This is a genomic window from Streptomyces sp. NPDC046862, from assembly GCF_040704615.1.
Taxonomy (GTDB): Bacteria; Actinomycetota; Actinomycetes; order Streptomycetales; family Streptomycetaceae; genus Streptomyces.
Map to the genome: position 1 here is coordinate 1 of NZ_JBEYXP010000052.1, position 25,550 is coordinate 25,550.

General features: G+C 70.2%; 23 protein-coding genes and 2 tRNA genes. 12 read left to right on the forward strand and 13 right to left on the reverse strand.

All coding sequences use genetic code 11. The annotated features are described in order from the left end of the window. Positions 1 to 431: 431 nt before the first annotated feature. Positions 432 to 929 carry a DUF3830 family protein gene (locus AB0959_RS40860; protein ID WP_366831962.1) on the reverse strand — a complete coding sequence of 166 codons (498 nt, stop codon included), beginning with the start codon at positions 927 to 929 and terminating at the stop codon, positions 432 to 434. An 83-nt stretch (positions 930 to 1,012) separates the two neighbouring features. Here AB0959_RS40860 and ehuB point away from each other — a divergent pair, with 83 nt between their 5' ends. The 6 genes from ehuB to AB0959_RS40890 all read left to right on the forward strand — a co-directional run bounded on the left by ehuB (position 1,013) and on the right by AB0959_RS40890 (position 5,301). Next, entirely contained in the window at positions 1,013 to 1,981 is a 969-nt protein-coding gene (gene ehuB / locus AB0959_RS40865; RefSeq protein WP_366831888.1) for an ectoine/hydroxyectoine ABC transporter substrate-binding protein EhuB, read from the forward strand. Continuing rightward, positions 1,978 to 2,700, forward strand: a complete 723-nt coding sequence (gene ehuC, locus AB0959_RS40870; protein ID WP_366831889.1) for an ectoine/hydroxyectoine ABC transporter permease subunit EhuC — start codon at positions 1,978 to 1,980, stop codon at positions 2,698 to 2,700. The genes ehuB and ehuC overlap by 4 nt, the downstream gene beginning before the upstream one ends. Further along, on the forward strand, positions 2,697 to 3,347 hold the full coding sequence (ehuD, locus tag AB0959_RS40875; RefSeq protein ID WP_366831890.1) for an ectoine/hydroxyectoine ABC transporter permease subunit EhuD: 651 nt from the start codon (positions 2,697 to 2,699) through the stop codon (positions 3,345 to 3,347). The genes ehuC and ehuD overlap by 4 nt, the downstream gene beginning before the upstream one ends. 10 nt (positions 3,348 to 3,357) lie before the next feature. Further along, positions 3,358 to 4,134 (forward strand): ectoine/hydroxyectoine ABC transporter ATP-binding protein EhuA, encoded by a 777-nt coding sequence (ehuA, locus tag AB0959_RS40880; RefSeq protein WP_366831891.1) that lies wholly within the window; start codon positions 3,358 to 3,360, stop codon positions 4,132 to 4,134. A 214-nt stretch (positions 4,135 to 4,348) separates the two neighbouring features. Beyond that, positions 4,349 to 5,107 (forward strand): IclR family transcriptional regulator C-terminal domain-containing protein, encoded by a 759-nt coding sequence (locus AB0959_RS40885; RefSeq protein ID WP_366831892.1) that lies wholly within the window; start codon positions 4,349 to 4,351, stop codon positions 5,105 to 5,107. 120 nt (positions 5,108 to 5,227) lie between these two features. Beyond that, positions 5,228 to 5,301: transfer RNA gene (locus AB0959_RS40890), tRNA-Lys, on the forward strand. A 106-nt stretch (positions 5,302 to 5,407) separates the two neighbouring features. Here AB0959_RS40890 and AB0959_RS40895 read toward each other — a convergent pair. The 5 genes from AB0959_RS40895 to AB0959_RS40915 all read right to left on the reverse strand — a co-directional run bounded on the left by AB0959_RS40895 (position 5,408) and on the right by AB0959_RS40915 (position 10,992). Further along, positions 5,408 to 7,027: a long-chain-fatty-acid--CoA ligase gene (locus AB0959_RS40895; protein ID WP_366831893.1), complete on the reverse strand. Its 1,620-nt coding sequence runs from the start codon at positions 7,025 to 7,027 to the stop codon at positions 5,408 to 5,410. 26 nt (positions 7,028 to 7,053) lie between these two features. Beyond that, entirely contained in the window at positions 7,054 to 7,494 is a 441-nt protein-coding gene (locus AB0959_RS40900; protein ID WP_366831894.1) for a DUF3592 domain-containing protein, read from the reverse strand. 154 nt (positions 7,495 to 7,648) lie between these two features. Continuing rightward, positions 7,649 to 8,254, reverse strand: a complete 606-nt coding sequence (locus tag AB0959_RS40905; RefSeq protein ID WP_366831895.1) for a lytic polysaccharide monooxygenase — start codon at positions 8,252 to 8,254, stop codon at positions 7,649 to 7,651. Positions 8,255 to 8,418: 164 nt separating this feature from the next. Further along, the gene (locus AB0959_RS40910; protein WP_366831896.1) at positions 8,419 to 9,570 is read right to left on the reverse strand and encodes an SPFH domain-containing protein; all 1,152 of its coding nucleotides are present in this window, start codon (positions 9,568 to 9,570) and stop codon (positions 8,419 to 8,421) included. A gap of 102 nt (positions 9,571 to 9,672) precedes the next feature. Next, complete coding sequence (locus tag AB0959_RS40915) at positions 9,673 to 10,992, reverse strand: peptidoglycan-binding protein (protein ID WP_366831897.1); 1,320 nt, start codon at positions 10,990 to 10,992, stop codon at positions 9,673 to 9,675. Positions 10,993 to 11,238: 246 nt separating this feature from the next. On the opposite strand from AB0959_RS40915, the gene AB0959_RS40920 reads away from it, so the two are divergent. The 3 genes from AB0959_RS40920 (at position 11,239) to AB0959_RS40930 (ending at position 15,616) form a co-directional block, all read left to right on the forward strand. Then, positions 11,239 to 11,312: transfer RNA gene (locus AB0959_RS40920), tRNA-Lys, on the forward strand. Positions 11,313 to 11,705: 393 nt separating this feature from the next. Then, positions 11,706 to 13,682: a glycosyltransferase family 2 protein gene (locus tag AB0959_RS40925; RefSeq protein WP_366831898.1), complete on the forward strand. Its 1,977-nt coding sequence runs from the start codon at positions 11,706 to 11,708 to the stop codon at positions 13,680 to 13,682. Then, positions 13,679 to 15,616, forward strand: coding sequence for a kelch motif-containing protein (locus AB0959_RS40930; protein ID WP_366831899.1), 1,938 nt, complete (start codon positions 13,679 to 13,681; stop codon positions 15,614 to 15,616). Before AB0959_RS40925 ends, AB0959_RS40930 begins: the two co-directional genes overlap by 4 nt. 155 nt (positions 15,617 to 15,771) lie before the next feature. Here the strand turns inward: AB0959_RS40930 and AB0959_RS40935 are convergent, their stop codons facing one another. Beyond that, positions 15,772 to 16,788: a glycoside hydrolase family 6 protein gene (locus tag AB0959_RS40935; protein ID WP_366831900.1), complete on the reverse strand. Its 1,017-nt coding sequence runs from the start codon at positions 16,786 to 16,788 to the stop codon at positions 15,772 to 15,774. 167 nt (positions 16,789 to 16,955) lie between these two features. Here AB0959_RS40935 and AB0959_RS40940 point away from each other — a divergent pair, with 167 nt between their 5' ends. Then, positions 16,956 to 17,762 carry a GAF and ANTAR domain-containing protein gene (locus AB0959_RS40940; protein ID WP_366831901.1) on the forward strand — a complete coding sequence of 269 codons (807 nt, stop codon included), beginning with the start codon at positions 16,956 to 16,958 and terminating at the stop codon, positions 17,760 to 17,762. 295 nt (positions 17,763 to 18,057) lie between these two features. Here AB0959_RS40940 and AB0959_RS40945 read toward each other — a convergent pair whose 3' ends face one another. From AB0959_RS40945 to AB0959_RS40965, 5 genes are all read right to left on the reverse strand, one after another. After that, positions 18,058 to 18,729: a class F sortase gene (locus tag AB0959_RS40945; RefSeq protein WP_366831902.1), complete on the reverse strand. Its 672-nt coding sequence runs from the start codon at positions 18,727 to 18,729 to the stop codon at positions 18,058 to 18,060. Between the two features lie 5 nt (positions 18,730 to 18,734). Then, the gene (locus AB0959_RS40950) at positions 18,735 to 19,367 is read right to left on the reverse strand and encodes a hypothetical protein (RefSeq protein WP_366831903.1); all 633 of its coding nucleotides are present in this window, start codon (positions 19,365 to 19,367) and stop codon (positions 18,735 to 18,737) included. 204 nt (positions 19,368 to 19,571) lie between these two features. Then, positions 19,572 to 20,351 carry an HAD-IIA family hydrolase gene (locus tag AB0959_RS40955; protein ID WP_366831904.1) on the reverse strand — a complete coding sequence of 260 codons (780 nt, stop codon included), beginning with the start codon at positions 20,349 to 20,351 and terminating at the stop codon, positions 19,572 to 19,574. Positions 20,352 to 20,495: 144 nt separating this feature from the next. Next, positions 20,496 to 21,524: an LPXTG cell wall anchor domain-containing protein gene (locus AB0959_RS40960; protein ID WP_366831905.1), complete on the reverse strand. Its 1,029-nt coding sequence runs from the start codon at positions 21,522 to 21,524 to the stop codon at positions 20,496 to 20,498. A gap of 118 nt (positions 21,525 to 21,642) precedes the next feature. After that, entirely contained in the window at positions 21,643 to 22,830 is a 1,188-nt protein-coding gene (locus AB0959_RS40965) for an ROK family transcriptional regulator (RefSeq protein WP_366831963.1), read from the reverse strand. Positions 22,831 to 22,955: 125 nt separating this feature from the next. Between AB0959_RS40965 and AB0959_RS40970 the strand changes: the two genes are divergently transcribed. Next, the gene (locus tag AB0959_RS40970) at positions 22,956 to 24,050 is read left to right on the forward strand and encodes a Gfo/Idh/MocA family oxidoreductase (protein WP_366831906.1); all 1,095 of its coding nucleotides are present in this window, start codon (positions 22,956 to 22,958) and stop codon (positions 24,048 to 24,050) included. A gap of 80 nt (positions 24,051 to 24,130) precedes the next feature. Next, positions 24,131 to 24,586: a heme-degrading domain-containing protein gene (locus AB0959_RS40975; RefSeq protein WP_366831964.1), complete on the forward strand. Its 456-nt coding sequence runs from the start codon at positions 24,131 to 24,133 to the stop codon at positions 24,584 to 24,586. A 71-nt stretch (positions 24,587 to 24,657) separates the two neighbouring features. Here the strand turns inward: AB0959_RS40975 and AB0959_RS40980 are convergent, their stop codons facing one another. Next, positions 24,658 to 25,515, reverse strand: a complete 858-nt coding sequence (locus tag AB0959_RS40980) for a fumarylacetoacetate hydrolase family protein (RefSeq protein ID WP_366831907.1) — start codon at positions 25,513 to 25,515, stop codon at positions 24,658 to 24,660. Between the last annotated feature and the right edge of the window lie 35 nt (positions 25,516 to 25,550).

The window sequence follows — 25,550 nt, forward strand, 5'->3', positions numbered from 1 at the left end:
GGCTGCGCCCCCAGACCCCCGTGAGGTGAGGGGCGTCTGGGGTGGGTGGGTTGGGTGCGGGTGGGTGGGGGCTGGTCGCGCAGTTCCCCGCGCCCCTAAAAACCGTGCGGCTCCCGGCGGCCCTGAAAGCCGGCCCGGCCGGGAAAACTCAGCGCCGCCCCGCACCCTCCAGCGCCCCCCCGGCACCCTCCAGCGCCGCCCGACCTATCCAGCGCAGCCCCGCACCATCCAGCGCCCCCCGGCACCCTCCAGCGCCGCCCGATCTATCCAGCGCAGCCCCGCACCACTCAGCCCCTCCGGCGTTTGAGGAGCGGGGGTCCGGGGGCCGGCCCCCGGAACGGGGTCCGGGGCGGAGCCCCGTGCGGGGTCGGAGGGGCAGCGCCCCTGGAGATGGGACGGGTAGGGGCGGCGGGGGCGAGGAAACCCGGGGGTTACTCCATGCGGCGGAAGCTCAGGCTCTCCCCCAGCGCCCCCGCCCTCCACAGGTCGTTGCACGCCTCAGCCATAGCGTCCAGCCCCTCCACCACCTGCCCCCACACGATCCCGGGCACCCACCCCACGTCCCCGTTGAGGAGCAGGTTGTTGCGCTCGTAGAACAGGGCCAGGTCCACGACCGTCGTGCCGGGACGGACGTCGCGGTCGTAGCCGTACGCCTGGGTGCCCAGTTCGGTGCCCGAGAAGGCGAAGTAGCACAGATCCCCGGGGATCGGAGTCACCGTCGGATTCTCCAGCGGTGGCTCCGACGAGGCGAACGCCGGGAAGAGGGCGTAGATCTCGTTTCGTGCGTATTTGGCATGGTAGACGTCGTTGGCGAGTGGCAGCGCGTCCCAGACCGCGGCGCAGGTGATCGGCGCCCGATCGTCCAGGAGCTTCGCCGTGCAGTGCACTTGCCGTTTGACCAGCGAGACTTCGATGTAGCGGTCGGCCATGCACTCCATGGCAAGCCGTGCGCTGCTCGTCGTCAAGAGGGCCTCTCCCAGGGACGGGGCCGAAAGCGGACTGCATAATTCGCATGGTCTCGGGTAGCCGCGCGCCCATGGCTCCACGACGTGAAAACGACGCAAGCGGACGCGCGAGGGAACGCGCAAAGGAACGGGCGGGGATAAGAGGGACGAGCCGGAGGTCGCTGCTCGCCGGCGTCGCGGCGTTCGGCGCGCTGGGTGCCGCCGGATGCAGCCGGGTCCCGACCGCGGCAGCCGGTGTCGAGGGCGGCGAGCTGCTCGACCGGCTCCGGGCACAGGGCGTCGCCAAGCTCGGCATCGCGGGCGAGATCCCCTTCGGCTACATCGACACGGACGGTCAGCTGACGGGCGAGGCGCCCGAGTTGGCCAGGGTCATCTTCAAGCGGCTCGGCGTGGATCGCGTCCAGCCGGTGCCCACCGAGTTCGGCTCGCTCATACCCGGGCTCAACTCGCAGCAGTTCGACGTCGTGTCGGCCGGGATGTACATCAACCCGGAGCGCTGCGAGCAGGTGATCTTCTCCGATCCGGACTACCAGATGAAGGACTCCTTCATCGTGCGGAAGGGGAATCCCAAGGGGCTGCGCGACTACAAGGACATCGTCGAGAAGAAGGCGAAGTTCGCCACCGGGACGGGGTACGCCGAGATCGGGTACGCCGTGGAGGCGGGCTACAAGGAGAGCGACATCCTGATCGTGCCCGACCAGGTCGCCGGCCTGAACGCCGTCGAGGCGGGGCGGGTCGACGTGTTCGCGGGGACGGCGCTCACCGTCCGCGAGGTGGTCAAGAAGTCCCGCAAGACCGAGGCCACCGAGCCCTTCGCGCCGCTCGTCAAGGGAAAGCCGCATGTGGACGGCGGGGGGTTCGCCTTCCGGCCGACCGAGACGAAGCTGCGTGACGCCTTCAACGCGGAGCTGCGGAAGCTCAAGGAGAGCGGCGAGTTGTTCCGCATCCTCAAGCCCTTCGGCTTCACCAAGGAAGAGATGACCGACATGACCGCGAAGGAGCTCTGTCGCGGATGACATCGGGACTCTGGGAACTCGTACTCAAGGGCATCTGGGTCACGGTCCAACTGCTGGTCCTCAGCACTCTGGTGGCCACGGTCGTGTCCTTCGCCGTCGGTATCGCCCGTACCCACCGGCTGTGGATCGTCCGCTTCCTCGCGGGCCTCTACACCGAGGTGTTCCGCGGTACGTCGGCGCTGATCATGATCTTCTGGGTGTTCTTCGTGCTGCCGCTGGCCTTCGGCTGGCAGCTGGTGCCCCTGTGGGCGGGCACGCTGGCACTCGGACTGACCTACGGGGCGTACGGCACGGAGATCGTGCGCGGCGCCCTGAACTCGGTGGACCCGGCGCAGCGCGAGGGCGGCATCGCGCTGAGCTTCACGCCGTGGCAGCGCATGCGGCTGATCCTGTTGCCGCAGGCGGTGCCGGAGATGATCCCGCCGTTCTCGAACCTGCTGATCGAGCTGCTCAAGGGCACCGCGCTGGTGTCCGTCATGGGCATGGGCGATCTGGCGTTCAGCGCCAACCTGGTGCGGCTCGCCCTCCAGGAGAGCACGGAGATCTACACGTACGTCCTGCTGATCTACTTCGTCATCGCCTTCCTGCTCACGAGGTTGATGCGCGGACTGGAGCGCAAACTCAAGGCCGGGCTCGGCAAGCCGGTCGGGAACACGCCCCAGCAGGAGCTGCGGCGTCCTGAGACGACCGGCGTGGGCGCGGGAGGTGCTGTCGGATGACATGGGACTGGGGCGCTGTCGCCGACTTCATGCCACGCTTCTGGGACGGACTGCTGCTCACCCTGCAGATCCTCGCCCTGGGCTCGCTGATCTCGTTCGCGCTGGGCCTGGTGTGGGCGCTGCTGATGCGGACGCCGTCGCGCTGGGTGCGCTGGCCGGTCGGGGCGGTCACGGAGTTCATCCGCAACACCCCGCTGCTGGTGCAGCTGTTCTTCTTCTTCTACGTGCTGCCCGAGTGGGGCGTGACGTTCTCGGCGCTGACCACGGGCATCCTCGCCATCGGGCTGCACTACTCGACGTACACGATGCAGGTCTACCGGGCCGGCATCGAGGCGGTGCCCGCCGGGCAGTGGGAGGCGGCCATCGCGCTGAACCTTCCGCTGCGGCGCACCTGGACCGCGGTGATCCTGCCGCAGGCGATCCGCCGTGTCGTGCCCGCCCTCGGCAACTACGTCATCGCGATGCTCAAGGACACGCCGATCCTGATGACGATCACCGTTCTGGAGATGCTCGGCGAGGCGCGGCTGTTCGCCCAGCAGGACTTCCAGTTCACCGAGCCCCTGACGGTGATCGGTGTGGCCTTCATCTTCATCGCCTACCCGGCCTCCCTTCTCGTACGAGCCATGGAGCGACGCCTTGTCCGCTGACACCCCTCTGATGAAGCAACCCGACGCAGGCGCCAATCCGCCGGTGGACGGCAGCGAGCTGATCCGCTTCGACCACGTGACCAAGCGGTTCGGGAGCAACACGGTCCTCGACAACCTCGACTTCTCCGTGGACGCGGGCAAGCACGTCACGCTGATCGGACCGTCGGGCTCGGGCAAGACCACGATCCTGCGGCTGCTCATGACCCTGCTCAAGCCCGACGAGGGCACGATCACCGTCGCCGGGGACCAGCTGTTCCCGGCGAGCGAGAAGCAGGTCCGTGAGGTCCGCAAGAAGATCGGGATGGTCTTCCAGCAGTTCAACCTGTTCCCGAACATGAAGGTCCTGCGCAACATCACCGAGGCCCCGGTCACCGTCCTCGGCATGTCCAAGGACGAGGCGGAGCAGCGGGCCCGCGAGCTGCTGGAGATGGTGGGCCTCGGGGACAAGTGCGACGCCTATCCGACGCAGCTGTCCGGTGGGCAGCAGCAGCGGGTGGCGATCGCACGGGCGCTGGCGATGCGGCCGCAGGTGCTGCTGCTCGACGAGGTGACCTCGGCGCTCGACCCCGAGCTGGTCGCGGGCGTGCTCGACCTCCTCCGTGACATCGCCCGCACCACCGACATCACGATGCTGTGCGTGACCCACGAGATGAACTTCGCCCGCGACATCTCGGATCAGGTTCTCATGTTCGATTCCGGCCATGTGATCGAGTCCGGGCCGCCGGAGAAGATCTTCGGCGATCCCGAGCACGCGCGAACGCGGGAGTTTCTCGGCGCGGTTCTCTGATTACGGGAGGTAAGCGGTTCAACACCCCAGGTCACACCCGATGGGTCATGACTTTGGCATATGCCAGAGTGCTGGCACCCCTGTTGGGAGCCCCGGTGGTGCGCCAACTTTCTCGCGAACAACCCCTCCCCCTACGCCTCTTGGGCCGTATCGTGGACAACGGCAAGCGTTGCTTCGCTGTCCAAAAACCGGCCCGAGAAGCGCAGGGGGAACCGTGGCGCTCAAGCACGAGCCGACCGCGCCGTACCACTCGGCCCAGGACGCCCTGCGCGTCCTGGAGACCGTGGCACGACGCGCCGCCGGCGTCACCGACGCCGAACTCGCACGCCAGACCGGCCTCGGCAGGGAGCGGCTGACCTCCCTCCTGCGGATGCTGCGGCGTGAGGGATACGTCGAGCAGATCACCGACGGCGCTTACGTGACCGGGGAGACCCTGAGCCGCCTCGGCTCCGCCCGCGACCGTGACCTGGCCGTGCGCGAGAGGCTCCAGCACACCCTCGACCGGCTGCGCGACTCACTGGGCGCCGCCGTCTACATCAGCCGGTACGTCGACGGCGAGATCGACGTCACCGGCTGCGCCCAGAGCCCGACGACCCCGGCCGTCCACGAGTGGGTGGACTTCCGCTCCTCCGGTCACGCCAGCGCGATCGGCAAGAGCCTGCTGGGACAGCTCGACCTGAACGGCCGCCGGGACCACCTCTCCCGGCACCGACCGGCCCGCCTCACCTCGCGCACGATCACCAACGAGAGGGTGCTGCTGAGCACGCTGGACGCCCAGACGCCCACGGTGCCGGTGCTCGACCTCCAGGAGTACGCGGTGGGCACGGTCTGCGCGGCCGTCCCGATCACCGCGGGCTCCTCCGTCGGCTGCCTGGCGCTGTCGCTGCCCGTGGAGCACGCGCACCGACTGAGGCACGCGGCGGACACGCTGAACCGGGGCGCGGCGCCGGTGCTGCTGTCACTGGCGATCTAGGCGGTGCCCGCCGGGAGCCAGAGAGACCCAGGTCACGTTTGGGAACGGTCAGGAGCACCCCATCAGGCCAGGTAGTATTTCTCTTGTCGCCGCCCGCGAGAGCGGAAAGCGACGGAGTCTGCGCCGCTAGCTCAGTTGGTTAGAGCAGCTGACTCTTAATCAGCGGGTCCGGGGTTCGAGTCCCTGGCGGCGCACGATGACGATGGCGAGGCGTGTTCGCGGAAAGCGCGAACCTCCTCGCCATCGTCGTTCTTGCGCGGCTTCGCCGCGCGTTGTGGGGGCTCCGCCACCCACACCCCCTCAGGAAGGGCCTCTCGTGGGAGCGAGGGGCCCTTCGGCGTCCTCCCTGGCCAGCCTCCGGTACGCCCGCTCCCCCGGCGGCCGCCACCACACCGGATCGGCGCAACGCAGCCCCTCCCTCCTGAGCAACGCCCGGTGAATCTTGTTCGTGGCCGTGACCGGCATCCGCTGTACGACCCGCACGAACCGGGGCGCCATCTTCGTACCGAGATCGGGCTGGGCGGCCAGGAAGCGGGCGAACCCCTCCGGCTCGAAGCTCCCGGCGACCGTCACCATCACCTGGTCCCCGGTCACCGGATCCGGTACCGCGTACACGGCGACCGCGTCCGCACCCTCGTACCGCGCGAGGATGTTCTCGATCATCGCGGCGGCCAGGTTCTCGCTGTCGACGCGGATGCGGTCGTCGGTGCGGCCGGCGAAGTAGAGGTAGCCGTCGGTGTCCCGGTAGAAGAGGTCACCGGTCCAGTAGGCGCCGCCCCGGCGCCGCTCGGACTCCGCCTCCGGGTTGCGCCAGTACCCCTCGAAGGGGTTCGGGCCACGGTTGACCAGCTCGCCTATCGCCGCCTCACCGTTCAGCAGCCGGCCGGACGGGTCGAAGACGGCCGGCGGGCATTCCGCGCCCGTCTCCTGGTCGAGGACGGCCAGGCCGGGCGCCGCCTTCCCCACCGCCCCGGCCGGCGTCCCCGGCGACCACTGCACGGCCGCCCCGCCCTCCGAGGACCCGTACCCCTCCACCAGCCGCACCCCGAACCGGCGCTCGAAGGCCGCCGCGTCCACCACCCCTGCCTCCGTGCCGAAGCCGAGCCGGAGCGGATTGTCCCGGTCGTCGTCCCGTTCCTCGGTCGCGAGGACGTAACTCACGGCCCGGCCCACATAGGTGAAGTACGTCGCCCCGTACTTCCGTACGTCCGTCAGGAACCCCGACGCCGAGAACCGCCGCCGCAGCGCGACCCCGGCGCCCGCCGCGAGCGCGGGTGCCCAGTCGGCCATCACCGCGTTGCCGTGGAACATCGGCATGCAGACGTAGTGCACGTCGTCCGCCCGCACCCCGAAGTGCTCGACCAGCGACCGTCCGGCCGCCGCGAGCCTCCCCTGGGAGCAGATCGCGGCCTTGGGCGCGCCGGTCGAGCCGGAGGTGAAGTAGAGCAGGAGACGGTCGTCGGGACCGGCGCGAGTCGGGTCCGGCTCGGCGTCGGCGTAGGGCGCGAGCAGGTCCTCGTACGCGGCCGTGCCGGTCACCAGGAGCCGGATGCCCGGCAGGGCGAGGCCGTCGAGCAGCGGGAGGTGGGCCCGCTCGGTGACGAGGACCCGGCAGTCGGTGTGCAGGATGTCGCGGGCCAGCTCCGGGCCCCGGCGGGTGGGGTTGATCCCCGCGACGGCTCCACCGGACAGCGCGGCCGCGGCGATCCACAGCGGGTACTCGGGGGTGTTGTCGAGCAGCACGCCCACGTGCGGCTCGGCCCCCGCCGGCAGCAGATCGGCCAGCAGGGCCGCCCGGGCCGCGGCCCCGGCGGCCATCTCGTGGTGGCTCAGCACCCGGTCCTCGAACCACAGTCCCGGCCGGTGGTCGCCCCAGCGGGCGGCGACGAGTTCCGCGATCGTACGCCTCGTGGACTCCATGAGGGCGCACGGTAGCTGACGCTACGTCAGTTGGGGAGGGAGAGGACGACCATGGTGAAGCCGAGGGCGCAGAGGAGCACAAAACCCAGACAGCCCAGGGTGCACCCGGTGGCCACCGCGTTCCCGGAACGGTTCGGCGGGTGGGCGGTGGCCCGCTCGGGTCGGTCCGGCGTGTAGCGCACGATCACGATGTCGCCCTCGACCCGCGTCGACGGCCCGTTCGTCTCGTCGAACCGGATGACGCGACCGTCCCACGTCCTGAACTCGTAGACGTGGTGCAGCGTCGTCCGCACGGCGGCCTGACCCCCGCCGCTGGTCGTCGCGTACGACCGCAGGCAGCGCGCCTCGGCCGTCAGGCCGCTGCTCCAGGCCCGCCTCATCTCGCGGGAACGGCCGATCACCTTGACCGCCGCGAACACGACGATGGCGATCATGAACGCCGGTACCAACAGAAGAAAGAGCTCCATGCGCGTCCCCCGGTGTTCCGTGCGCCGCCATGATCGGCGGCGTGTGGGGGAACGTACCCGCGCCCGGCGCGCGATCTCCTCAAGAGATGCTCAGAACTGGTCGCGTGCGCCGGAGCTCGTGGTCCCGGCGCACGCGAGTCCTACCCGCGCCGGATCAGAACGTGACGTCCGAGCAGGCGTAGAACGCGTTGCCCGTGTCCGCGATGGTCCACACGGCGAGGATGACGTGGTGGCCGCTCAGGCCGGACGGCAGCCTTCCGGTGTGGGAGAGCGTGGACGGCGGGCGCTGGCCGTTGTACGGGACCGTGAAGAACGGGGTGAGGTTGAGGTCCGAACGTGCCAGGGCGTGGTTCTGGTTCCAGCCCTGCTTGGTGACGTAGTACTTGAAGTCGGTCGTGGCGTGCATGGCGGTGAACTGCCAGCGGAACGTGTAGTTCTGACCGCCCGTCACCCTGGTCGTGGGCCAGGCGCCGCCACCCGGCTTGGTGGCCGAGTTGAGCTGGCCGAACCGGCCGACCCCGCCGGAGCAGAGCTGACCGTCGGACGGCCCGGAGCCCGGGAAGCCCTTCGGCCCCTCGACGCTCTGCGGCTCGTACTGGATGTCGCCGCAGCCCGTGACCGTGCCGTTCTGGCAGAGCTTCTGCCGGCTGATGGGGAGGTCGGTGTAGCCGTGGCCGGAGGCGCCGCCGCTGGAGAGCACGAGGGCTCCCGTCGTGGCGAGACCGACCGCGGCCGCGTACCACTTGGTCTTCTGACGCATGCTGTGCTCCTGGAGACGTGGGGAGTTCCGTGAGCCGTGCGTGCGCATCGCGATGCGGTGGGGAGTGCGCGTACGCGTGTGGGACGCGTACGGATGTCAGGTACGGATTTCAGGTCTAGACCAAGTCCCAGATTATGACCGGCATTTGAGCATGTCCATACCAATCAGGGGGCCACTTCGCTTCGCCCCGTGTAGAACGCCACCGTCAGGTCCTTCACCAGCGCCTTGCGCTCGTAGTCGTCCAGTTCGACCAGGCCGCGCATGGTCAGCCGGGTCACGGTGTCCTCGACCGAGTCGACGACCGAGGAGAGCACCGTGTCGCGGTGCTGGGCGTCGAGCGCGGCGATCCGGCGGCGCTGCATGACGGCGGCCACCTCGGGCGCGTACTCGATCCGGGTCGGCTGGGCGGAGAACACCTCCAGGCCCACCGGCGCCGCCTCCGCCGCCACCAGCCGGGTCAGCGACTCGCTCACCGCGTCGGTGTTGCGCAGGGTCGCGTCCTTGACGAGGGCCGAGGGCGGCACGTCGGCCGGGAGCCGGGAGAGCACCCGGGACAGCGCGGCCTCCACGCACTCGCGCAGGTACTGCTCGTGGTCCTCGATCCCGAGCACCGCCCGCGCGGTGTCCTTGACCCGCCAGGCGACGAGCACGACGACCCGGAGCGCGACCCCGTTCGCGTCCACGGCCGGCATCGGCTCGCTGCGCCAGTGCCGCAGCCGTACGTCGACCCGGCGGCGCAGCACCAGCGGGTTGACCCACATGAGCCCCGTGCGCCGTACGGTCCCGCGGTACCGCCCGAACAGCCCGAGCACCCAGGCCCGCCCGGTCCGGCCCCGTGCGAGCCCGCCGAACCCGAACAGGCCGAGCGCGCCGGCCCCGGTGTACGCGGCCCACAGCGCCGGACCGAGCCCCGCGCCCGGTGACTCGGGCAGCCCCGCCGCGGCCAGTACGGCCTTCGGCAGCACCCCGGCCCACCACGAGGTGAGCACACATCCGGCCACCCCACACGTCCCGGCCAGCACCCCGGCCACTCCGGGCAGCACCCGTGCGCCCCGCTCGACGAGTTCGGGGTCGACCTCGGGCGCGGGCCGTGGCCGCACCTGTCCGGGCAGCCCCTGCCGCACCCTCGGCTGCTCGCCCGTCCCCCGGCGCCGCCCCACGACGGTGGGTGCCAGCGGCACGGCCACCGGGTCGACGTCGTCCCGGAACAGCAGGTGCACGGGGATCTCGGTGGTGGCCTCGTTCTGGATGAGCCGGACCGGGCGAGCGACCCTCTCGGGCGCCGGCTCCGGCGTCGGCGAAATCGTCGTACTCATATGCGCCTCCATGCCTCCGCGCAGGAAGAACCGCAGGTGGAACCGAACGTAGAACCGAACGTAGAACCGTGAAGAAGGACTACGAGGACAATGAGGAGCCCGTCAGGAGAACAGGCGCCGCCACGTCTCCGGCCCCGGATAGCCGTCGGCCGCCCTGCCGCGCCACCCCTGGGCCCGCTGGAACGCCTCCACGTTCCGCCGGTCCGCCTCCGTCCAGCGCGGCCCCGGGCCCACGGCGTAGTGCTTGCCGAACCCCTTGCGGACCAACTGCCGCCCCAGCTCGGTGACGTGCGGGTTGTTCATCCCGGGCCGGAACATCCCGCGCCCCGGATAGCCGTCGACTCCGTGCGAGCCGGTCCGGCCCGGCGCCCCCGGACTCCCCGCCGCCGGAATGTCCCGCCCCACCCCCTCGACCAGGTACTCCCACGTCGTCGGGCCCGGCAGCCCGTCCGCGGCCGCCCCGGTCCAGCCCTGCGCCTCCTGGAACGCCTTCGTGGCCCTGCGGTCGGCCTCCGTCCAGACCGGCCCGGGACCGGTGGTGTAGAAGCTCGACGCGCCCCGTTGCACGAGCATGCGCCCCAATCGGGTGACGTACGCGTTGTTCGCGCCCGGTCCGAAGTAGACCGTTCCGGGGAACTCGTCGGCCTCCCTGGGCTCCTCCGGTTCCGCCCCCGCGTTCCCCGCCGCCACTCCCTTGTAGCGGTACGGCACATAGCGGCTGGAGTTCTTCCAGTAGGCGTACGGCGTCACCTGTCGGCGGGCGTACGGACGGGTCGACTCGTACGCGACGTAATAGGCGCGCGTGGAGTCCGTCCAGCCGCCGAAAATGACCACGTGCGAGCCGTTCTGAGGGTCGGCCGGATTATGGAAGAGGAGCATGTCACCCGGTTGCAGTTCATCCTTGGAAATCCGTACGCCGTATGTGCCGAGGCTGCCCGTCCATTCGTTCCGGCCCAGGTTCCAGGCCATCGAGACAAATCCCGAACAGTCCTGCCGGTAGCCGTCCGACCAGTACGAGGTCATGCTGTACGGGACTTGGGCCGCGACCCACCGTTTGGCCCGGTTGATGATCTCCGCGCGGGTGATCGAGGGAAGTTCGGCGGTATCCGAGTCGGGGCCGTCGGGTGTCGGCTGGCCCGTCGCGCCGTGCAGCGGAGCCTCCGGCCCCTGAGGGGTGTCGGGCCCGTCATCTGCGGGGATGCCCGGAACGACAGGCCCGTGGGCGGCCGCGACCGCCGGCACGGCGTGCCCCGCGCAGAGTGCCGTGCCCGCCGCGGCGGCCAGGACGAGGGCATGGCGGGTCGTCGGACGGCCGACGCCGCCGTGCGCCCGGGAACGCGGCAGGACCCGCCGCCAGTGCACACATCCGGGGCATTCGCAGTCCTTCGCGGGATCGAATTCCTCGAATACCGGGGTCTCCATGTACTTCCCTTCCGGCCGCCGACTGGATATTTCCGCGTTTCCGCATGATCGTCAGTTTCACAACTGTCGCCCGATGTCGCATGTTGACGGTCCAAACGATGTACGCACGCCATCAAATGGGGGACACGCCCGTATGCGCACCAGGGGTGAAGCCGACCGCGGCGGCGCCCCGCCGGAGAACCGGCCTTGTGGGGCCGCGGGTCAGGAGCACCCCTTGCGATCGGGTAGAGTTTTCCGGGTCAGCAGGCGCCGCTAGCTCAGTTGGTTAGAGCAGCTGACTCTTAATCAGCGGGTCCGGGGTTCGAGTCCCTGGCGGCGCACCGACCGGAGAGGCCCCTCGCGCGGCGAGGGGCCTCTTTGTCATATGCGCGTTACCGCAACCCAATGTGCCCGTATGACCGGTAAACACCGTGTTTCCCATCTTGCGATCATGATGAACGCCGTAGAACCCTGGGCCGTAAGAGACTGCGGATACACGGCAGCTGGGGGGCTTTGCCGGGTTCGGCCCTGGTGGGGAGCGGGCCCCGCTCTTGAACAGATGTCCGAGGGGGGCATCATGCAACCGGAAGGTCTTCGTCCCGTGTCTATAAGGTGTAGATGACGTGGGGACGCAGGCCTACCACTGATGCGTCCGGGAACGGTCGAGGGGGACCCGAACCGGGCGGAAGGACCGACGAACACACACTCTGACGTGTGTGCGGGGGGAATGACTCATGACGTCGACGCCGACGGGCGCCCGGCAGAACTTCGACCCGTCCGAAACCACCCAGCTCAGGGTGCCGTCGCATCGGACGGGCAGCTTCCGCAGGATCAAGAAAACCCTGCCCAGATACGACTACGAGCACTACAGCCGGCTTGCGGGCCCCCTCACTCAACCCGATCCGACCAAGCCGTACAAGGTGCAGTACCGCTCACTGCTCTCGCAGGAGCCCCACCGCGTCCGCGCCGCCCTCATGCTGGGCGCGGCCCCGGTGCTCTCCCTGGTCCTGCTGTTCTGGCTGCTGCAGCCGGAGCACTGGACCGAACGGGACTATCCGGCCTACGACTTCCTGCCGGCGCTCGACATCGTGATGCTGGTCTCGATCGGTCTGATCGAGTTCTTCCGCTGCATGAACGTGCTGTCGAACGCGCACGCCACCCTGGTCGCCCGCGACCCGATCCCGGTCGTGCCCGAGGTCGGCACCAGAGTCGCCTTCCTCACCTCCTTCGTGCCCGGCAAGGAGCCGCTGGAGATGGTGACGAAGACACTGGAGGCCGCGGTGAGGATCCGCCACCGCGGGCTCATGCACGTCTGGCTCCTGGACGAGGGCGACGACCCCGAGGTGAAGGCGGTCTGCGAGCGCCTCGGCGTGCACCACTTCTCCCGCAAGGGCGTCGCGAAGTGGAACCAGGCCAAGGGCCCGCACCGCGCCAAGACCAAGCACGGCAACTACAACGCCTGGCTGGACGCGCACGGCGACGACTACGACTACTTCGCCTCGGTCGACACCGACCACGTGCCGCTGCCCAACTACCTGGAGCGGATGCTCGGTTTCTTCCGCGACCCGGACGTCGGCTTCGTCATCGGCCCGCAGGTGTACGGCAACTACGACAACCCCATCACCAAGTCCGCCGAGTCGCAGCAGTTCCTCTTCCACGCGCTGATCCAGCGCGCGGGAAACAGGTACGGCTCCCCGATGTTCGTCGGCACGTCAAATGCCGTACGCATCAAGACGCTCAAGCAGATCGGCGGTCTGTACGACTCGATCACCGAGGACATGGCGACGGGCTTCGAGATCCACCGCCACAAGAACCCGGCGACGGGCCACAAGTGGCGCTCGGTCTACACCCCGGACGTGCTCGCCGTCGGTGAGGGCCCCAACGCCTGGACGGACTTCTTCACCCAGCAGATGCGCTGGTCGCGAGGGACGTACGAGACGATCCTCAAGCAGTACTGGAAGGGCTGGTACTCGCTGCCGCCGAGCAAGCTCTTCAACTACACGATGATGATCATCTTCTACCCGATGTCGGCCCTGAACTGGATCCTGGCGGCGCTCAGTTGTGCGCTGTTCCTGGGCCTGGGCGCCTCGGGTGTGAACATCGACCCGACGGTCTGGCTGATGCTGTACGGCAACGCCTCGGCACTGCAGATCGGCCTGTACATCTGGAACCGCCGTCACAACGTCTCGCCGCACGAGCCGGAGGGCTCCGGCGGTGTGGCCGGCATGATCATGTCCGCGCTGTCGGCGCCGCTCTACGCCAAGGCGCTGATCGACTCCGTACTGCGCCGCAAGAGCAAGTTCGTCGTCACCCCCAAGGGCGACTCGGCGAGCCCCGACACCTGGTTCGGGACCTTCCGCTACCACTGGTACTTCATCGCGATCTTCGGCGGCTCGATCGGGGCCGGCTTCTACTTCGGCCACTCGCACCCCGCGATGATCATCTGGGCGACGTTCGCGCTCCTGATCACCGCCTCGCCGATGTTCGCCTGGCGCTGGCAGATGCGGCAGGACGCGAAGAAGCCCAAGGGCACGGCACCGGCCGCGGAGCCGGCGCAGGGCGCCGTGACACCGACCCAGCAGTTGCCGGTCCAGCAGGGCCCGCAGGGACCCCACGCGGGCCACGCGCCGCAGCACAAACCGAGTTGGGCGGCCACGAACGGGGGCAACGACCAGACCATGCAGATCGCCCTTGGGGGACGTAAGAAATGACAGACCGTGCAGGCCGCCGTCGCGCTCGTCGTCTGGCGATAGGCGCGGCGGTGGTCCTCGCGCTGGCCGGGATGAACGGGCCGTGGCTGTACCGCGTCGGGACCGAGAAGTACCACGACTACAAGATCAACAGACCCGAGTACAAGGCCGCGAACGGCAAGTGGGACATCGTCCAGTTCCCCGAGGAGTACCGGCAGAACACGATCCACGCGGCCCTGCTGCACACGGGCAAGGTGCTGCTGATCGCGGGGTCGGGCAACGACCAGGACAACTTCGACGCGAAGAAGTTCGACACCCGGATCTGGGACCCGGTCAAGGGCACCATCAAGAAGATCCCGACGCCCAAGGACCTGTTCTGCACGGGCCACACCCAGCTGGCGAACGGCAACCTGCTGATCGCGGGCGGCACCAAGCGGTACGAGAAGCTCAAGGGCGACATCACCAAGGCCGGCGGCCTGATGGTCGTCCACAACGAGAACCCGGACAAGCCGATCACCCTTCCCGCGGGCACCAAGTTCACGGGCAAGGAGAACGGCAAGACGTTCATCTCCAAGGACCCGGTGCTCGTCCCGCGCGCGAAGAAGGTGTTCGACCCGGCGACCGGCGCGTTCCTGCGCAACGACCCGGGACTCGGCCGTATCTACGTCGAGGCCGCAAGGAGCGGCAAGAAGTACGAGACCGGCACCGAGGACAACTACCGGATCCAGGCCCTCACGGGCGCCGACGCGCGCAACACGTACGGCATCGCGCAGAAGCTCGCCCTCGACAAGAAGGACTTCCAGGGCATCAGGGACGCCTTCGAGTTCGACCCGGTCGCCGAGAAGTACATCAAGGTCGACCCGATGAACGAGGCGCGCTGGTACCCGACGCTGACCACGCTCTCGGACGGCGAGATCCTCTCCCTGTCCGGACTGGACGAGATCGGCCAGCTGGTGCCGGGCAAGAACGAGATCTACAACCCGGCGACCAGGAAGTGGCGGTACACCAAGAAGATCCGCCAGTTCCCGACGTACCCGGCGATCTCCCTGATGCAGAACGGCAAGCTGTTCTACTCGGGCGCCAACGCCGGATACGGGCCGGACGACGTGGGCCGCGACCCGGGCGTCTGGGACCTGGAGACGAACAAGTTCACCAAGATCCCTGGCATGAGCGACCAGAAGCTGCTGGAGACCGCCGGCACGGTGCTGCTGCCGCCCGCGCAGGACGAGAAGTACATGGTGATCGGCGGCGGTGGGGTCGGCGAGTCGGAGAAGTCCAGCGAGAAGACCCGCATCGTCGACCTGCTCAAGGACGACCCGAAGTTCGTGGACGGCCCGTCGATGGAGAAGGGCACGCGCTATCCGCAGGCCTCGATCCTGCCGGACGACACGGTCCTCATCTCCGGTGGTTCGGAGGACTACCGAGGCCGTGGCGCCTCCAACATCCTCCAGTCGCGGCTCTACGACGCGAAGAGCGGCGACATGCGCCGGGTCGCCGACCCGCTGGTGGGCCGCAACTACCACTCGGGGTCGCTCCTGCTCCCCGACGGCCGGGTGATGTTCTTCGGCTCCGACTCGCTCTACGAGGACGCGGCCAACACCAAGCCGGGCGAGTTCGAGCAGCGCATCGAGATCTACACGCCGCCGTACCTGTACGGGGACGCGCAGCCGTCCCTCTCCGGAGGCCCGAAGACGGTCAAGCGGGGTGGCTCGGCGACCTTCTCCACGAAGCACGCCGCGTCCATCAAGGCGGCCCGCCTGATCCGCCCCAGCGCCTCCACCCACGTCACCGACGTCGACCAGAAGTCCATCGCCCTGGACCTGAAGACCTCCGGCGACAAACTCACGGTCACCGTCCCCAAGAACCGCAACCTGGTCCAGTCGGGCTGGTACATGCTGTTCGTGACGGACGACCAGGGAACGCCGAGCAAGGCGCAGTGGGTGAGGGTTCCGTAGGGTTCGTAACAACAGCCCCCGCGCGACGGCGCGGGGGCTGTTGTTTTTAGGGGCGCGGGGCTGTGTTGAATATGCGGCTCCGCCGCGTGGGCGCGACAAGCCACAACGGACCCGCACGCGCAGAACCGACCTACAGGCCCCCTACGAAGCGCCGATCAGCCCGAGGCCTTCGCAAGCTTCAAGGCGTACTCCGGCCACCACTCCCCCGCCTTGGGCCCACCCTTGCACTCACCATCCGACTCACCAGGCCGCTTGACCCACAGATACGCGTCGACAAGGGGATCAGCCGTCTTCGTGGTCGGGGACTCCCCCAGCGCGCGCCCCGGAGGATTGCACCAGCGCTCGTCGGCCTTGCCCCCGGTGTACGGCCCCTTGCCGTTGCGGCTGGTGTCGATGACGAACGGCTTGTTCCCCACCTTCGCGGAGAGCTCCTTGCCGTACTTGATGGACTCCTCGGTGGTGTAGAAGTTCGAGACGTTGACCGAGAACCCGTCGGCCTGGTCCACGCCCGCCCACTTCAGCGGCTCGAAGATCTGGTCGGGCTTGCCCCAGCCGGCGTTGCCCGCGTCCAGGTAGACCTTCGTGTTCTTCAGGGACTTGAGCTTGCCGATGGCGCCCTTGAGGAGGTCGTAGCGCTCCTCGTGGAACTCGTCCGGCGTGCACCCGTCCACGAGGTGCAGCACCGCGTCCGGCTCCAGGATCACCGTGGTCGGCCGGTCACCGATGCCGCTGGCGACCTTGTCGATGAAGGCCCGGTACGCGTTTCCGTCCGCCGCGCCGCCACCCGAGTACTGGCCGCAGTCGCGGTGCGGGATGTTGTAGAGGACGAGGATCGCGTCCCGGTCGGCCTGCTGCGCCGCCGCCGTGAACCCCTTGGCCTCCTGCTCCGCACTCTCCGGCGTCAGCCACTCCGCCGTCGGCTGCTCGGCGATCTTGCGGATCTGCTCCGCGTCGTCCTTCTTGCCGGACTTCTCGTACGCGGCCACCTGCTCCGCCGCGTTCCCCTCGGGGTTGACCCAGAACGGGTCCGAGCCCTTGGGCTGCTGGCTGATCCTGGCTCCCGAGCCCTTGTCCTCCTCCTTGTCGCCGCCGTCTCCCCCGAAACAGCCGGCGACGAGCAAAGCCGCCCCCGCGACGGCCACGGACGCCCGTGCCCCCCTCTTGCCGTACATCCAACTCCCCCCTGGGTGCACTGTCGTAAGTTCCCAATCCTGGCATACGTCCCGCCTCGCCCACACGATCGTCCGCGCCTTGTCGGACACCTGTTACCTCCCCTCTCCGGTGGGTAGGCGCGAGGTTCAGGGGTGGGGTGGAACACGCACGAGGGGGCAGCTCAGTCATGCATCACGACGGCCTGGAGGAGTACCGGAGCAACGGGGAAAGCCATGAGGGGATCCGCGAGATCCGGCTGGCGGCGGCCCTGCTGGAGGCGGCCGACACCCTCTCCGACGGCTTCGACACCGGGCTCTATCTGCGGCGTCTCTCCGACCACTGCGTCGCCCTGTCAGGCGCCCGCGCGGCCGGCATCATGCTGGTCGAGGGCGACGAGACGGTGTCGTTCGCCGCGAGCACCCTCCACGAGGACGTGGCGCTCGACCTGCTGCGCGCGCAGAGCCACAGCGGCCCCTGCCTCGACACCCACGGCAGCGGCAAACCGGTGGCGCCGGTCTCCCTCCTCGGCGCCCACGCCGCCGCCCGCTGGCCGGAGTTCACCGAGCGGGCGCTGTCCCACAACGTGACGGCCACCTTCGCGGTGCCCCTGCGCCGGGGCGAGAGAACGCTCGGCGCGCTCAACGTCTTCGTTCCCGCCCTCCCCGAACCGCCTTCCCCGCAGGCCGAGTTCGCCGTGCAGCTGGCGCAGCTCATCGCGGACGCGGCGGCGGTCGGGCTCGCCAACCACCGCGCCCACTCCCAGTACCGCACCCTGGCCGCCCAGTTACAGACGGCCCTGTCCAGCCGGGTCCGTGTCGAGCAGGCGAAGGGCATGCTCGCCGAGCGCTGGCGGACCGGTGTGGACGAGGCGTTCGCGGCGTTGCGCCAGTACGCGCGCCGCCATCGGCTGCCGCTGGACCTCGTCGCGACGGCGGTGATCGAGGACCGGCCGGAGGCGGCGCCTCTGCGCGACAGACCGTCGGGCCTTTCCTGAGACCTTCCCCGAACTGCGGGCGGGACCCGCCACCTGCGTGCCACCTGCGCGCATCACCGAGAGCCACCGGTGGGCGACTTGGCGTCAAACGACCTCTAGGCCCGGGCTTCCATCCGTTCTAGAGTTGCCGTGCGATGTCCGGATCGACCCAGAGGCCTCCCGCGTCTGTGCCGGGTTACTCCCGCAGCCCGGGCGCACGCGGTCGAGGACCGGCCCGGTCGGCGGCTCCCCGGGGGGAGCGGGCCGCCGACCGGGCCAAGGTGGTTCAGGATCCAGGTGGTTCCAGGTGGTCTGCTCACGGTCCCGTGCCGGTGAGGTACGCGGACACGATCACGTTCGCCGTGTAGGTGCCGCTGGCGCGGTCGAAGGTGCCGCCGCAGGTGATCAGCCGCAACTCGGCCCGCCCCGACTGCCGTACGCCGTACGCCTGTCGGGCGTCGAACCGGTCCCGGCCGACGACCTGGACGTCGTCCACGGTGAACTCGGCGACCGTCCCGTCGTCGCGGAACACCCGGACCGTCTCGCCGGTCCGCATCGCGCCGAGCCCGTGGAAGACGGCGGGCCGGTCCTCGGTGTCGACGTGGCCCACGAACAGCGCGGCTCCGGCGGCACCGGGGCGCGCGCCGGCCGCGTACCAGCCGACAACGCCCGAGCGGGCATAGGGCGGTGGGTCGATCCCGCCCCGGTCGTCCAGCCCGCGGGGCATGACCGGCGCCTGTACGCGCAGGGACGGGATGTCGATGCGCCGCGGCCGGGCGTCCTTCAACGGGGCGGCCGCGGGCGGCAGTTCGGCTGCGGCGGGCCGCCCGACCGCCGCCATGTCCCCCGTGGCCGGTACCGAGAGCCCGTGCCGTACGTCGGTCACCTCCGTGCCCCACAGCCACAGGCCGAGCAGCAGCGCGGCCCAGGCGGCACCGGTGACGAGGCGGCCGCTGCCGGTGGAGTGGTCGCGGTCCCCTTCGGACATCCCCGTCACTCCGTGCCGCGTCCTCCGCGGAGGCCGCGGAGGACGACGACCAGCCCGGCGACACCCGCCAGGACGAGGCCGACCAGGGCCTGACGGGTGCCCGGGCCCTCGTCCCGGGCGTTCGGCTCCTCGCCCTCACCGGCCATGGTGCGCGCGGTCCCGCCGCCACCGGCGCGCACGGGGGCGAAGGGGGAGACAAACGGGGAGACGGGGGCCACCGGGGCAGCGGGAGCCGGGGGCGTCGTGGGCGTCGTGGGCGTCGTCGTGGCGGCGGACGGCTCGCGCCCGCCCGCCTTCGAGTCGACCGTGAGCACGGCCCTGACCTTGTCCTCGACGCCGTCGCAGCTGACCCCGACGCGGTACGTTCCCGGCCCGATCGAGGAACGGACGCGGGTCTCGCCGACGAGCGCGCCACCCTTGCCGGTGAGCACGGCCTCCGCGACGAACGCCCGCGACGAGGCGGTGCCGGTCCGCCCCGAGCACCCCTGGGCGCGCAGCTGGACGTCGCTGCCGGGTACCGGGCGCGACGGCGTCACCGAGAATCCGCCCCCGGCCGCGTGCGCCGGCGGAGATGCCGTCGGCGTCAGCGCGGCCGCGACCACCGCCCCGCAACAGAATGTGAGTCGCACTGAACCCATCGTGAACCTCCAGACATCTGGAGAGTCTCTCTCCGGCCCCTCACGCGCATCCGGGCAGGGGCGCGGCTGGTGCGTTCGGGTGGAGGGAGGTTTGCGGCGGTGGCAGGGGTTCCTTTCGGTGTGAGGGTTCCTTTCGGTGTGGGCCAGGGGTTCCCTTCCGTCGGTGCCGGAGGGTGTCGGTGTGTGCCGGGGGCCGGGAGGGTGTCAGACGCGGTCGACCAGGTCCGCGATCGAGTCGACGACCTTGGAGGGGCGGTAGGGGAAGTCCTCCACCTCGTCCGGCCGCGTCAGACCGGTCAGCACCAGGAAGGTCTGCATCCCCGCCTCCATGCCGGCCAGGACGTCGGTGTCCATGCGGTCGCCGATCATCGCGCTGGTCTCGGAGTGCGCACCGATCGTGTTGAGCCCGGTCCGCATCATCAGCGGGTTCGGCTTGCCCGCGAAGTAGGGCTTGCTGCCGGTGGCCTTGGTGATGAGCGCGGCGATCGCTCCGGTGGCGGGCAGCGGGCCCTCGGTGGACGGGCCGGTCTCGTCGGGGTTGGTCGCGATGAAGCGCGCCCCGGCCTTGATCAGCCGCACGGCCTTGGTCATGGCCTCGAAGGAGTACGTGCGGGTCTCCCCGAGGACGACGTAGTCGGGTTCGTGGTCCGTCAGCACGTACCCGATGTCGTGCAGCGCGGTGGTCAGGCCCGCCTCGCCGATCACGTAGGCCGTGCCGCCGGGGCGCTGGTCGTCGAGGAACTGCGCGGTGGCGAGGGCCGAGGTCCAGATGTTCGCCACGGGGACGTCCAGGCCCATGCGGGACAGCCTCGCGTGCAGGTCGCGGGGCGTGTAGATGGAGTTGTTGGTGAGCACGAGGAACGGCTTGCCGGACTCCCGCAGCTTCTTGATGAAGGCGTCGGCGCCCGGGATCGGCACGCCCTCGTGAATCAACACACCGTCCATGTCGGTGAGCCACGACTCGATGGGCTTGCGCTCTGGCATGTGCGATCTCCTGCCGTACGTCCGCGATGCGTGCTGGGGCGCCGGACGTCTCTGTACCGACGGCCCCCACCCTAGGACGCGGTGGCCGAAAACAGGAGAGGCGATCTTGCCTGGTGGATCAGCGACTGGATCGGCGACCGGGACTCAGCGGGACCTCCGGCGGGCGAGGGTGACCAGCAGGGTGCCGGTGGCGAGCAGCAACCCCACGATGACGTACGGCATTTGGCTCGCCCCGGTGCGCGCGAGCTCGTCAGCGAGCGTCGGGGGCTCCTTGCGTACGGTGGTGCCGGTGCTGTCGCTCTGATTCCCGTCGCTCTGATTCCCGTCGCTCTGATTCCCGTCGCTCTGATTCCCGTCGGTGCCGGTGCCGTCGCTTTGGTTCCCGTCGGTGCCGGTGCCGTCGCCTTGGCCCTGATCGGGAGCGGGGTCGGTGCCGGGGTCAGTGCCGGTGCCGGTGCCGGTGGCTTGATCGCGGGCGGTGTCGTGCCCGTTGGCTTCTTCCTTTCCACCGCCGCCCTCGTCCCCTTTGCGATCCCCCTTACGGTCCCCCTTGCGCTCTCCCCTCCGGCTGGCGCCCCCGCCGCTGTCGACGATCTGGAAGGGGTAGTCGTTCGACTCGCCCACCCACTCGCCGTCGTCGCCCCTCCGCTGGACGACGGCCGCGTTCGCCACGACGTCGTTGGGCCTGGCCTCGGAGGTGACGGAGAGGCGGAGTCTCACAGTGAGGGTGCGGCCCGGGCGGACGGTGAATCCGGGGAAGCCGTCGTGGTCGAGGACGCCGACGAGTTCGTCCGCGTCGGTCCGCTCGAAGGTGACGGGGTGGGGCTGGGCGCCGGCGTAGAACTCAAGGCGCGGCTGGGCCGGGCGCAGCACGCGTTTCTCGTCGACGAGGACGATCACGGGGTGGATGTTCCCGCAGGTGCGGGAGGTGGTGTTGGTGAGCTCCAGGGACCACGTGCCGTACCCGCCGCCCGCGTCGTAGCTGTCCGGGCCGCCGTGGATGCGGGTGCGGACGGGGAAGGAGCCGGGGTCGGTGGTGGTACAGGTGGGGCGGGGTGGATCGGCGGGCGCCGTCGTCATGGCGGCGGACGCGGCGGTGGCGTGCCGTATGGAGCCGCCGGTGAGGGCGGCCGCGGTGACGAAGGTGAGGGTCAGCCCCGTAAGTGGTCGCATAAAAGGTCGCATCATCACATGGCCCTGCCACCCACCCGCCGCCACGAACCCCGCCGCGCCGTACCCGCCCCCGAACGGCACCGCGATTCCCCCCGATCAGCGGAGCGGACCTCAGGCCTCAGCCGTCCGCCCGCCCGAACAGCGGCGCCAGCAGCAACTGGGCGGCTCCCTCGGCGACCTCGCGCCCCCCGCCGGGAGCGATCCGCACCGGCACCGTGTCGTCACCCACACGCCGGGCCCGTTCGTCGAGGACGGCCGTGACCCCGTGCACGAAACGCTCCGGGTCGGCGGCCACGGTGCGGCCGCCGAGCAGGACGAGGTCGACGTCGAGCAGTGCGGCCAGGTTGGCGGCTCCGGTGCCGAGCACGCGCGCCGCCTCCTCGATGTCGCCGCGCGCCACGGCGGCCAGGCACAGCGCCTCGACGCAGCCGCGGCTGCCGCAGTCGCAGGGCGGTCCGTCCATTTGGATGACCTGGTGCCCGAACTCCCCCGCACCGGTGCGGGCCCCCCGGTGGACGGCACCGCCGATCACCAGCCCACCGCCGAGCCCCGCACCGAAGTGCAGGTACGCGAAGGACCGGGCCCTGGCGCCAGTCACGGCCCCCTCCCCGCTTCCCGCCCCGCTTCCGGCCACGCCCCCGACCGCCATGCCGAGCGCGGCCGCGTTGGTGTCCTTGTCCACGACGACCGTCGTCCCCAGCCGCCGCGCCAGGACGTCACGCAGCGGAAACCCGTCCCACTCCGGGAAGCCGGTGACCCGGCGCAGCACTCCCCGCGCGTGATCGAGCGGCCCGGGCAACGCGACACCGACACCGAGCACGGACAGTCGCCCGCCACCGCCACCGCCCCCTCCCTCCAGGGCCTCCACCTGCCGGGCCGCCGACTCGACGACCGTCTGCGCCCCGGCGCCCAGGTCCAGCGGCGCCCGCCGCTCCGCCACCACGGTCCCCGCCAGATCGCAGAGCACCGCGGTGAGCGCGTCCCGGTCGAGGTGCAGGCCCACCGCGTGGCCGGCGTCCGGCACCAGGCGCAGCACCGTGCGCGGCTTGCCGCCGGTGGAGGCCCGCCGTCCCGCCTCCGCCGCGAGACCGTCGGTACGGAGCCGGGCGGTGATCTTGCTGACGGCCTGTGGGGTGAGCCCGGTCCGCTCGGCGAGCTCCAGCCGGCTGATCCCGGACTCCCCGGCCGTACGGAGCAGATCGAGCACCAACGCGGCGTTGTGACCGCGCAGCGCGACGAGATTGGCGCCGCCGTACGACCCGCCGTACGACCCGCCGTACGACCCGCCCCGCGACTTGACGCTCACACCCGCGCCCAAGCCCGCACTCACACCTACGCCGCCACCCTCGCCCGGCACACCCTCAGCCCTGCTCACGCCCCCATTCTCCTCACCGCTTGCACTTTGGCAACAGCGTTGCTTAAGTGGAAGGCATGACGACTGGCACAGCCTCCGCCCCCGGCGCTCCCCTCCGCGTGGCCCTGGTCGGTTACGGCCTCGCGGGCTCCGTCTTCCACGCCCCGCTGATCGCCGCCACCGAGGGCCTGGTCCTCGACACGGTGGTCACCAGGAGTCCCGAGCGGCGGGAGCAGGCGCGCGCCGAGCTCCCGGACGTACGGTTCGCGGACTCGCCCGACGAGCTGTGGGACCGGGCCGGCGAGCTGGACCTGGTCGTTGTCGCGTCCCCGAACAAGACGCACGTCCCCGTGGCGACAGCCGCCCTCGAAGCGGGCCTCGCGGTCGTGGTCGACAAGCCCCTCGCGGGCACGGCGGACGAGGCCCGCGCGCTGGCCACCCTCGCCGACGAGCGCGGCCTGTTCCTCTCCGTCTTCCAGAACCGCCGCTGGGACAACGACTTCCTGACCCTCCGGGGGCTCGTCGCCGACGGCGAGCTGGGTGACGTATGGCGCTTCGAGTCCCGTTTCGAGCGCTGGCGCCCGCAACTCAAGGGCGGCTGGCGCGAGTCCGGCGCTCCGGAAGAGATCGGAGGTCTGCTGTACGACCTGGGCAGTCACGTGGTCGACCAGGCGCTGGTCCTCTTCGGCCCGGCCACCCAGGTGTACGCGGAGTCGGACGTCCGCCGTGACGGTGCCGAGGCGGACGACGACACGTTCATCGCCGTCACCCACGCGAGCGGCGTCCGCACCCATCTGTACGCCTCCGCGACGGCGGCCCAACTCGGCCCGCGCTTCCGGGTGCTGGGCTCGAAGGCGGGTTACGTGAAGTACGGCCTCGACCCCCAGGAGGCGGCCCTGCGCGAGGGCGAGCGCCCGACAGCCGAGGCGGAGTGGGGTGTGGAGCCCGAGTCGGCGTGGGGCCGGATCGGCTCCGGCGAGTCTCCGGTGACGGGCGGCGGACGGCCGGTGGCGACGCTGCCGGGTGATTATCCGGCGTACTACCGGGCGGTGGCGGCGGCGTTGCGCGAGGGCGCGCCGAATCCGGTGACGGCGTACGAGGCGGCGGCCGCGCTCGACGTGCTGGAAGGAGCCCGCCGTTCGGCCGCGGAGGGTGTGGTGGTGTCGCTGTGAGCGAGCGCGACACGACTCCGGCAACGACTCCGGCAACGGCCCCGGCAACGGCCCCGGCAACGGCCCCGACCGTCGCCGAACTGGAGAAGCAGGAGCGCCGTCTGACGCTTCCCCGCTTCACCTACGAGGACGCCTGGACGCTGGGCACGCGCCTGGTGGAGGTGGCCCAGGCGCGCAACGCACCCGTGGCCATCGACATCCGACGCGGCCACCAGCAGCTCTTCCACGCGGCGCTCGACGGCTCCACCCCGGAGAACGACGCGTGGATCGACCGCAAGCGCCGCGTCGTCGAGCACTACGGCCACTCCTCACTGCTGGTCGGCACCCGCTACCGCGACAGGGGCACGACGTTCGAGGACTCCTCCCGCCTCGACCCGACCACGCACGCGGCCCACGGCGGCGCCTTCCCGATCCGCGTCACGGGCGCGGGAGTGATCGGCACGGTGGTCGTGTCCGGCCTGCCCCAACTGGAGGACCACGCCATGGTGGTGGAGGCCCTGGAAAGGCTCCTGGCAATACTGGAGAGCGCCCCGTAAGGGGCGCGGGGAACTGCGCGACCAGCCACGAACAACCCGCAGCCGCTCGACAACCGCAGCCCCCCACCCCCTCAGGCGTCTTTGAACTCCTGCCGCTGCCGTCCGAGTCCCTCGATCTCCAGCTCCACCACATCCCCGGCCCGCAGATACGGCTTGGGCTCTGGCTCGCCCATCGCCACCCCCGCCGGCGTCCCCGTGTTGATCACGTCACCCGGGTACAGCGTCATGAACTGGCTGACGTACCGGACGACTTCAGCGACCGGGAAGATCTGCTCGGCGGTCGTGCCGTTCTGCTTCAGGTCGCCGTTCACCCACAGCTTCAGCGACAGGTTCTGCGGGTCGGGCACCTCGTCGGCGGTCACCAGCCAGGGCCCCAGCGGGTTGAACGTCTCGCAGTTCTTGCCCTTGTCCCACGTGCCGCCGCGCTCGATCTGGAACTCGCGCTCGGAGACGTCGTGCGCCACCGCGTACCCGGCGACGTGCGCGAGCGCCTCCTGGGCCGAGCCCACGTAGCGGGCGGTGCGCCCGATGACGACCGCGAGCTCGACCTCCCAGTCGGTCTTGGTGGACGCGCGCGGCACGAGCACCGTGTCGTACGGCCCGACCACCGTGTCCGCCGCCTTGAAGAAGATCACCGGCTCGGCGGGCGGCTCGGCCCCGGTCTCGCGGGCGTGGTCGTGGTAGTTCAGCCCGATGCAGACGATCTTGCCGATCCGGGCGAGCGGCGGGCCCACGCGCAGCCCGGAGGCGTCCAGCACGGGCAGGTCGCCGGACTCGGCCGCCGTACGGATCCGGCCGAGCGCCTCCTCGTCGGCGAGCAGCGCCCCGTCGATGTCCTGAACCACCCCCGACAGATCCCGCAGGGTCCCCTCGGCATCGAGCAGCGCGGGCCGCTCCGACCCCGCCGTACCGACTCGCAGCAGCTTCATGATCACTATCTCCTGGGTGCAGCCATCGGAGGACT

What these genes read in the sequence shown, in the direction of transcription:
- AB0959_RS40955 (WP_366831904.1), bottom strand. Translation starts at nt 20,351, where the DNA reads ATGCCAGAGCGCAAGCCCATCGAGTCGTGGCTCACCGACATGGACGGT.
- ehuA (WP_366831891.1), top strand. Translation starts at nt 3,358, where the DNA reads ATGAAGCAACCCGACGCAGGCGCCAATCCGCCGGTGGACGGCAGCGAG.
- AB0959_RS40925 (WP_366831898.1), top strand. Translation starts at nt 11,706, where the DNA reads ATGACGTCGACGCCGACGGGCGCCCGGCAGAACTTCGACCCGTCCGAA.
- AB0959_RS40950 (WP_366831903.1), bottom strand. Translation starts at nt 19,367, where the DNA reads ATGGGTTCAGTGCGACTCACATTCTGTTGCGGGGCGGTGGTCGCGGCC.
- AB0959_RS40940 (WP_366831901.1), top strand. Translation starts at nt 16,956, where the DNA reads ATGCATCACGACGGCCTGGAGGAGTACCGGAGCAACGGGGAAAGCCAT.
- AB0959_RS40910 (WP_366831896.1), bottom strand. Translation starts at nt 9,570, where the DNA reads ATGAGTACGACGATTTCGCCGACGCCGGAGCCGGCGCCCGAGAGGGTC.
- AB0959_RS40945 (WP_366831902.1), bottom strand. Translation starts at nt 18,729, where the DNA reads ATGTCCGAAGGGGACCGCGACCACTCCACCGGCAGCGGCCGCCTCGTC.
- AB0959_RS40860 (WP_366831962.1), bottom strand. Translation starts at nt 929, where the DNA reads ATGGCCGACCGCTACATCGAAGTCTCGCTGGTCAAACGGCAAGTGCAC.
- AB0959_RS40935 (WP_366831900.1), bottom strand. Translation starts at nt 16,788, where the DNA reads ATGTACGGCAAGAGGGGGGCACGGGCGTCCGTGGCCGTCGCGGGGGCG.
- AB0959_RS40970 (WP_366831906.1), top strand. Translation starts at nt 22,956, where the DNA reads ATGACGACTGGCACAGCCTCCGCCCCCGGCGCTCCCCTCCGCGTGGCC.
- AB0959_RS40905 (WP_366831895.1), bottom strand. Translation starts at nt 8,254, where the DNA reads ATGCGTCAGAAGACCAAGTGGTACGCGGCCGCGGTCGGTCTCGCCACG.
- ehuB (WP_366831888.1), top strand. Translation starts at nt 1,013, where the DNA reads ATGGTCTCGGGTAGCCGCGCGCCCATGGCTCCACGACGTGAAAACGAC.
- AB0959_RS40930 (WP_366831899.1), top strand. Translation starts at nt 13,679, where the DNA reads ATGACAGACCGTGCAGGCCGCCGTCGCGCTCGTCGTCTGGCGATAGGC.
- AB0959_RS40900 (WP_366831894.1), bottom strand. Translation starts at nt 7,494, where the DNA reads ATGGAGCTCTTTCTTCTGTTGGTACCGGCGTTCATGATCGCCATCGTC.
- AB0959_RS40960 (WP_366831905.1), bottom strand. Translation starts at nt 21,524, where the DNA reads ATGCGACCACTTACGGGGCTGACCCTCACCTTCGTCACCGCGGCCGCC.
- ehuC (WP_366831889.1), top strand. Translation starts at nt 1,978, where the DNA reads ATGACATCGGGACTCTGGGAACTCGTACTCAAGGGCATCTGGGTCACG.
- ehuD (WP_366831890.1), top strand. Translation starts at nt 2,697, where the DNA reads ATGACATGGGACTGGGGCGCTGTCGCCGACTTCATGCCACGCTTCTGG.
- AB0959_RS40895 (WP_366831893.1), bottom strand. Translation starts at nt 7,027, where the DNA reads ATGGAGTCCACGAGGCGTACGATCGCGGAACTCGTCGCCGCCCGCTGG.
- AB0959_RS40980 (WP_366831907.1), bottom strand. Translation starts at nt 25,515, where the DNA reads ATGAAGCTGCTGCGAGTCGGTACGGCGGGGTCGGAGCGGCCCGCGCTG.
- AB0959_RS40915 (WP_366831897.1), bottom strand. Translation starts at nt 10,992, where the DNA reads ATGGAGACCCCGGTATTCGAGGAATTCGATCCCGCGAAGGACTGCGAA.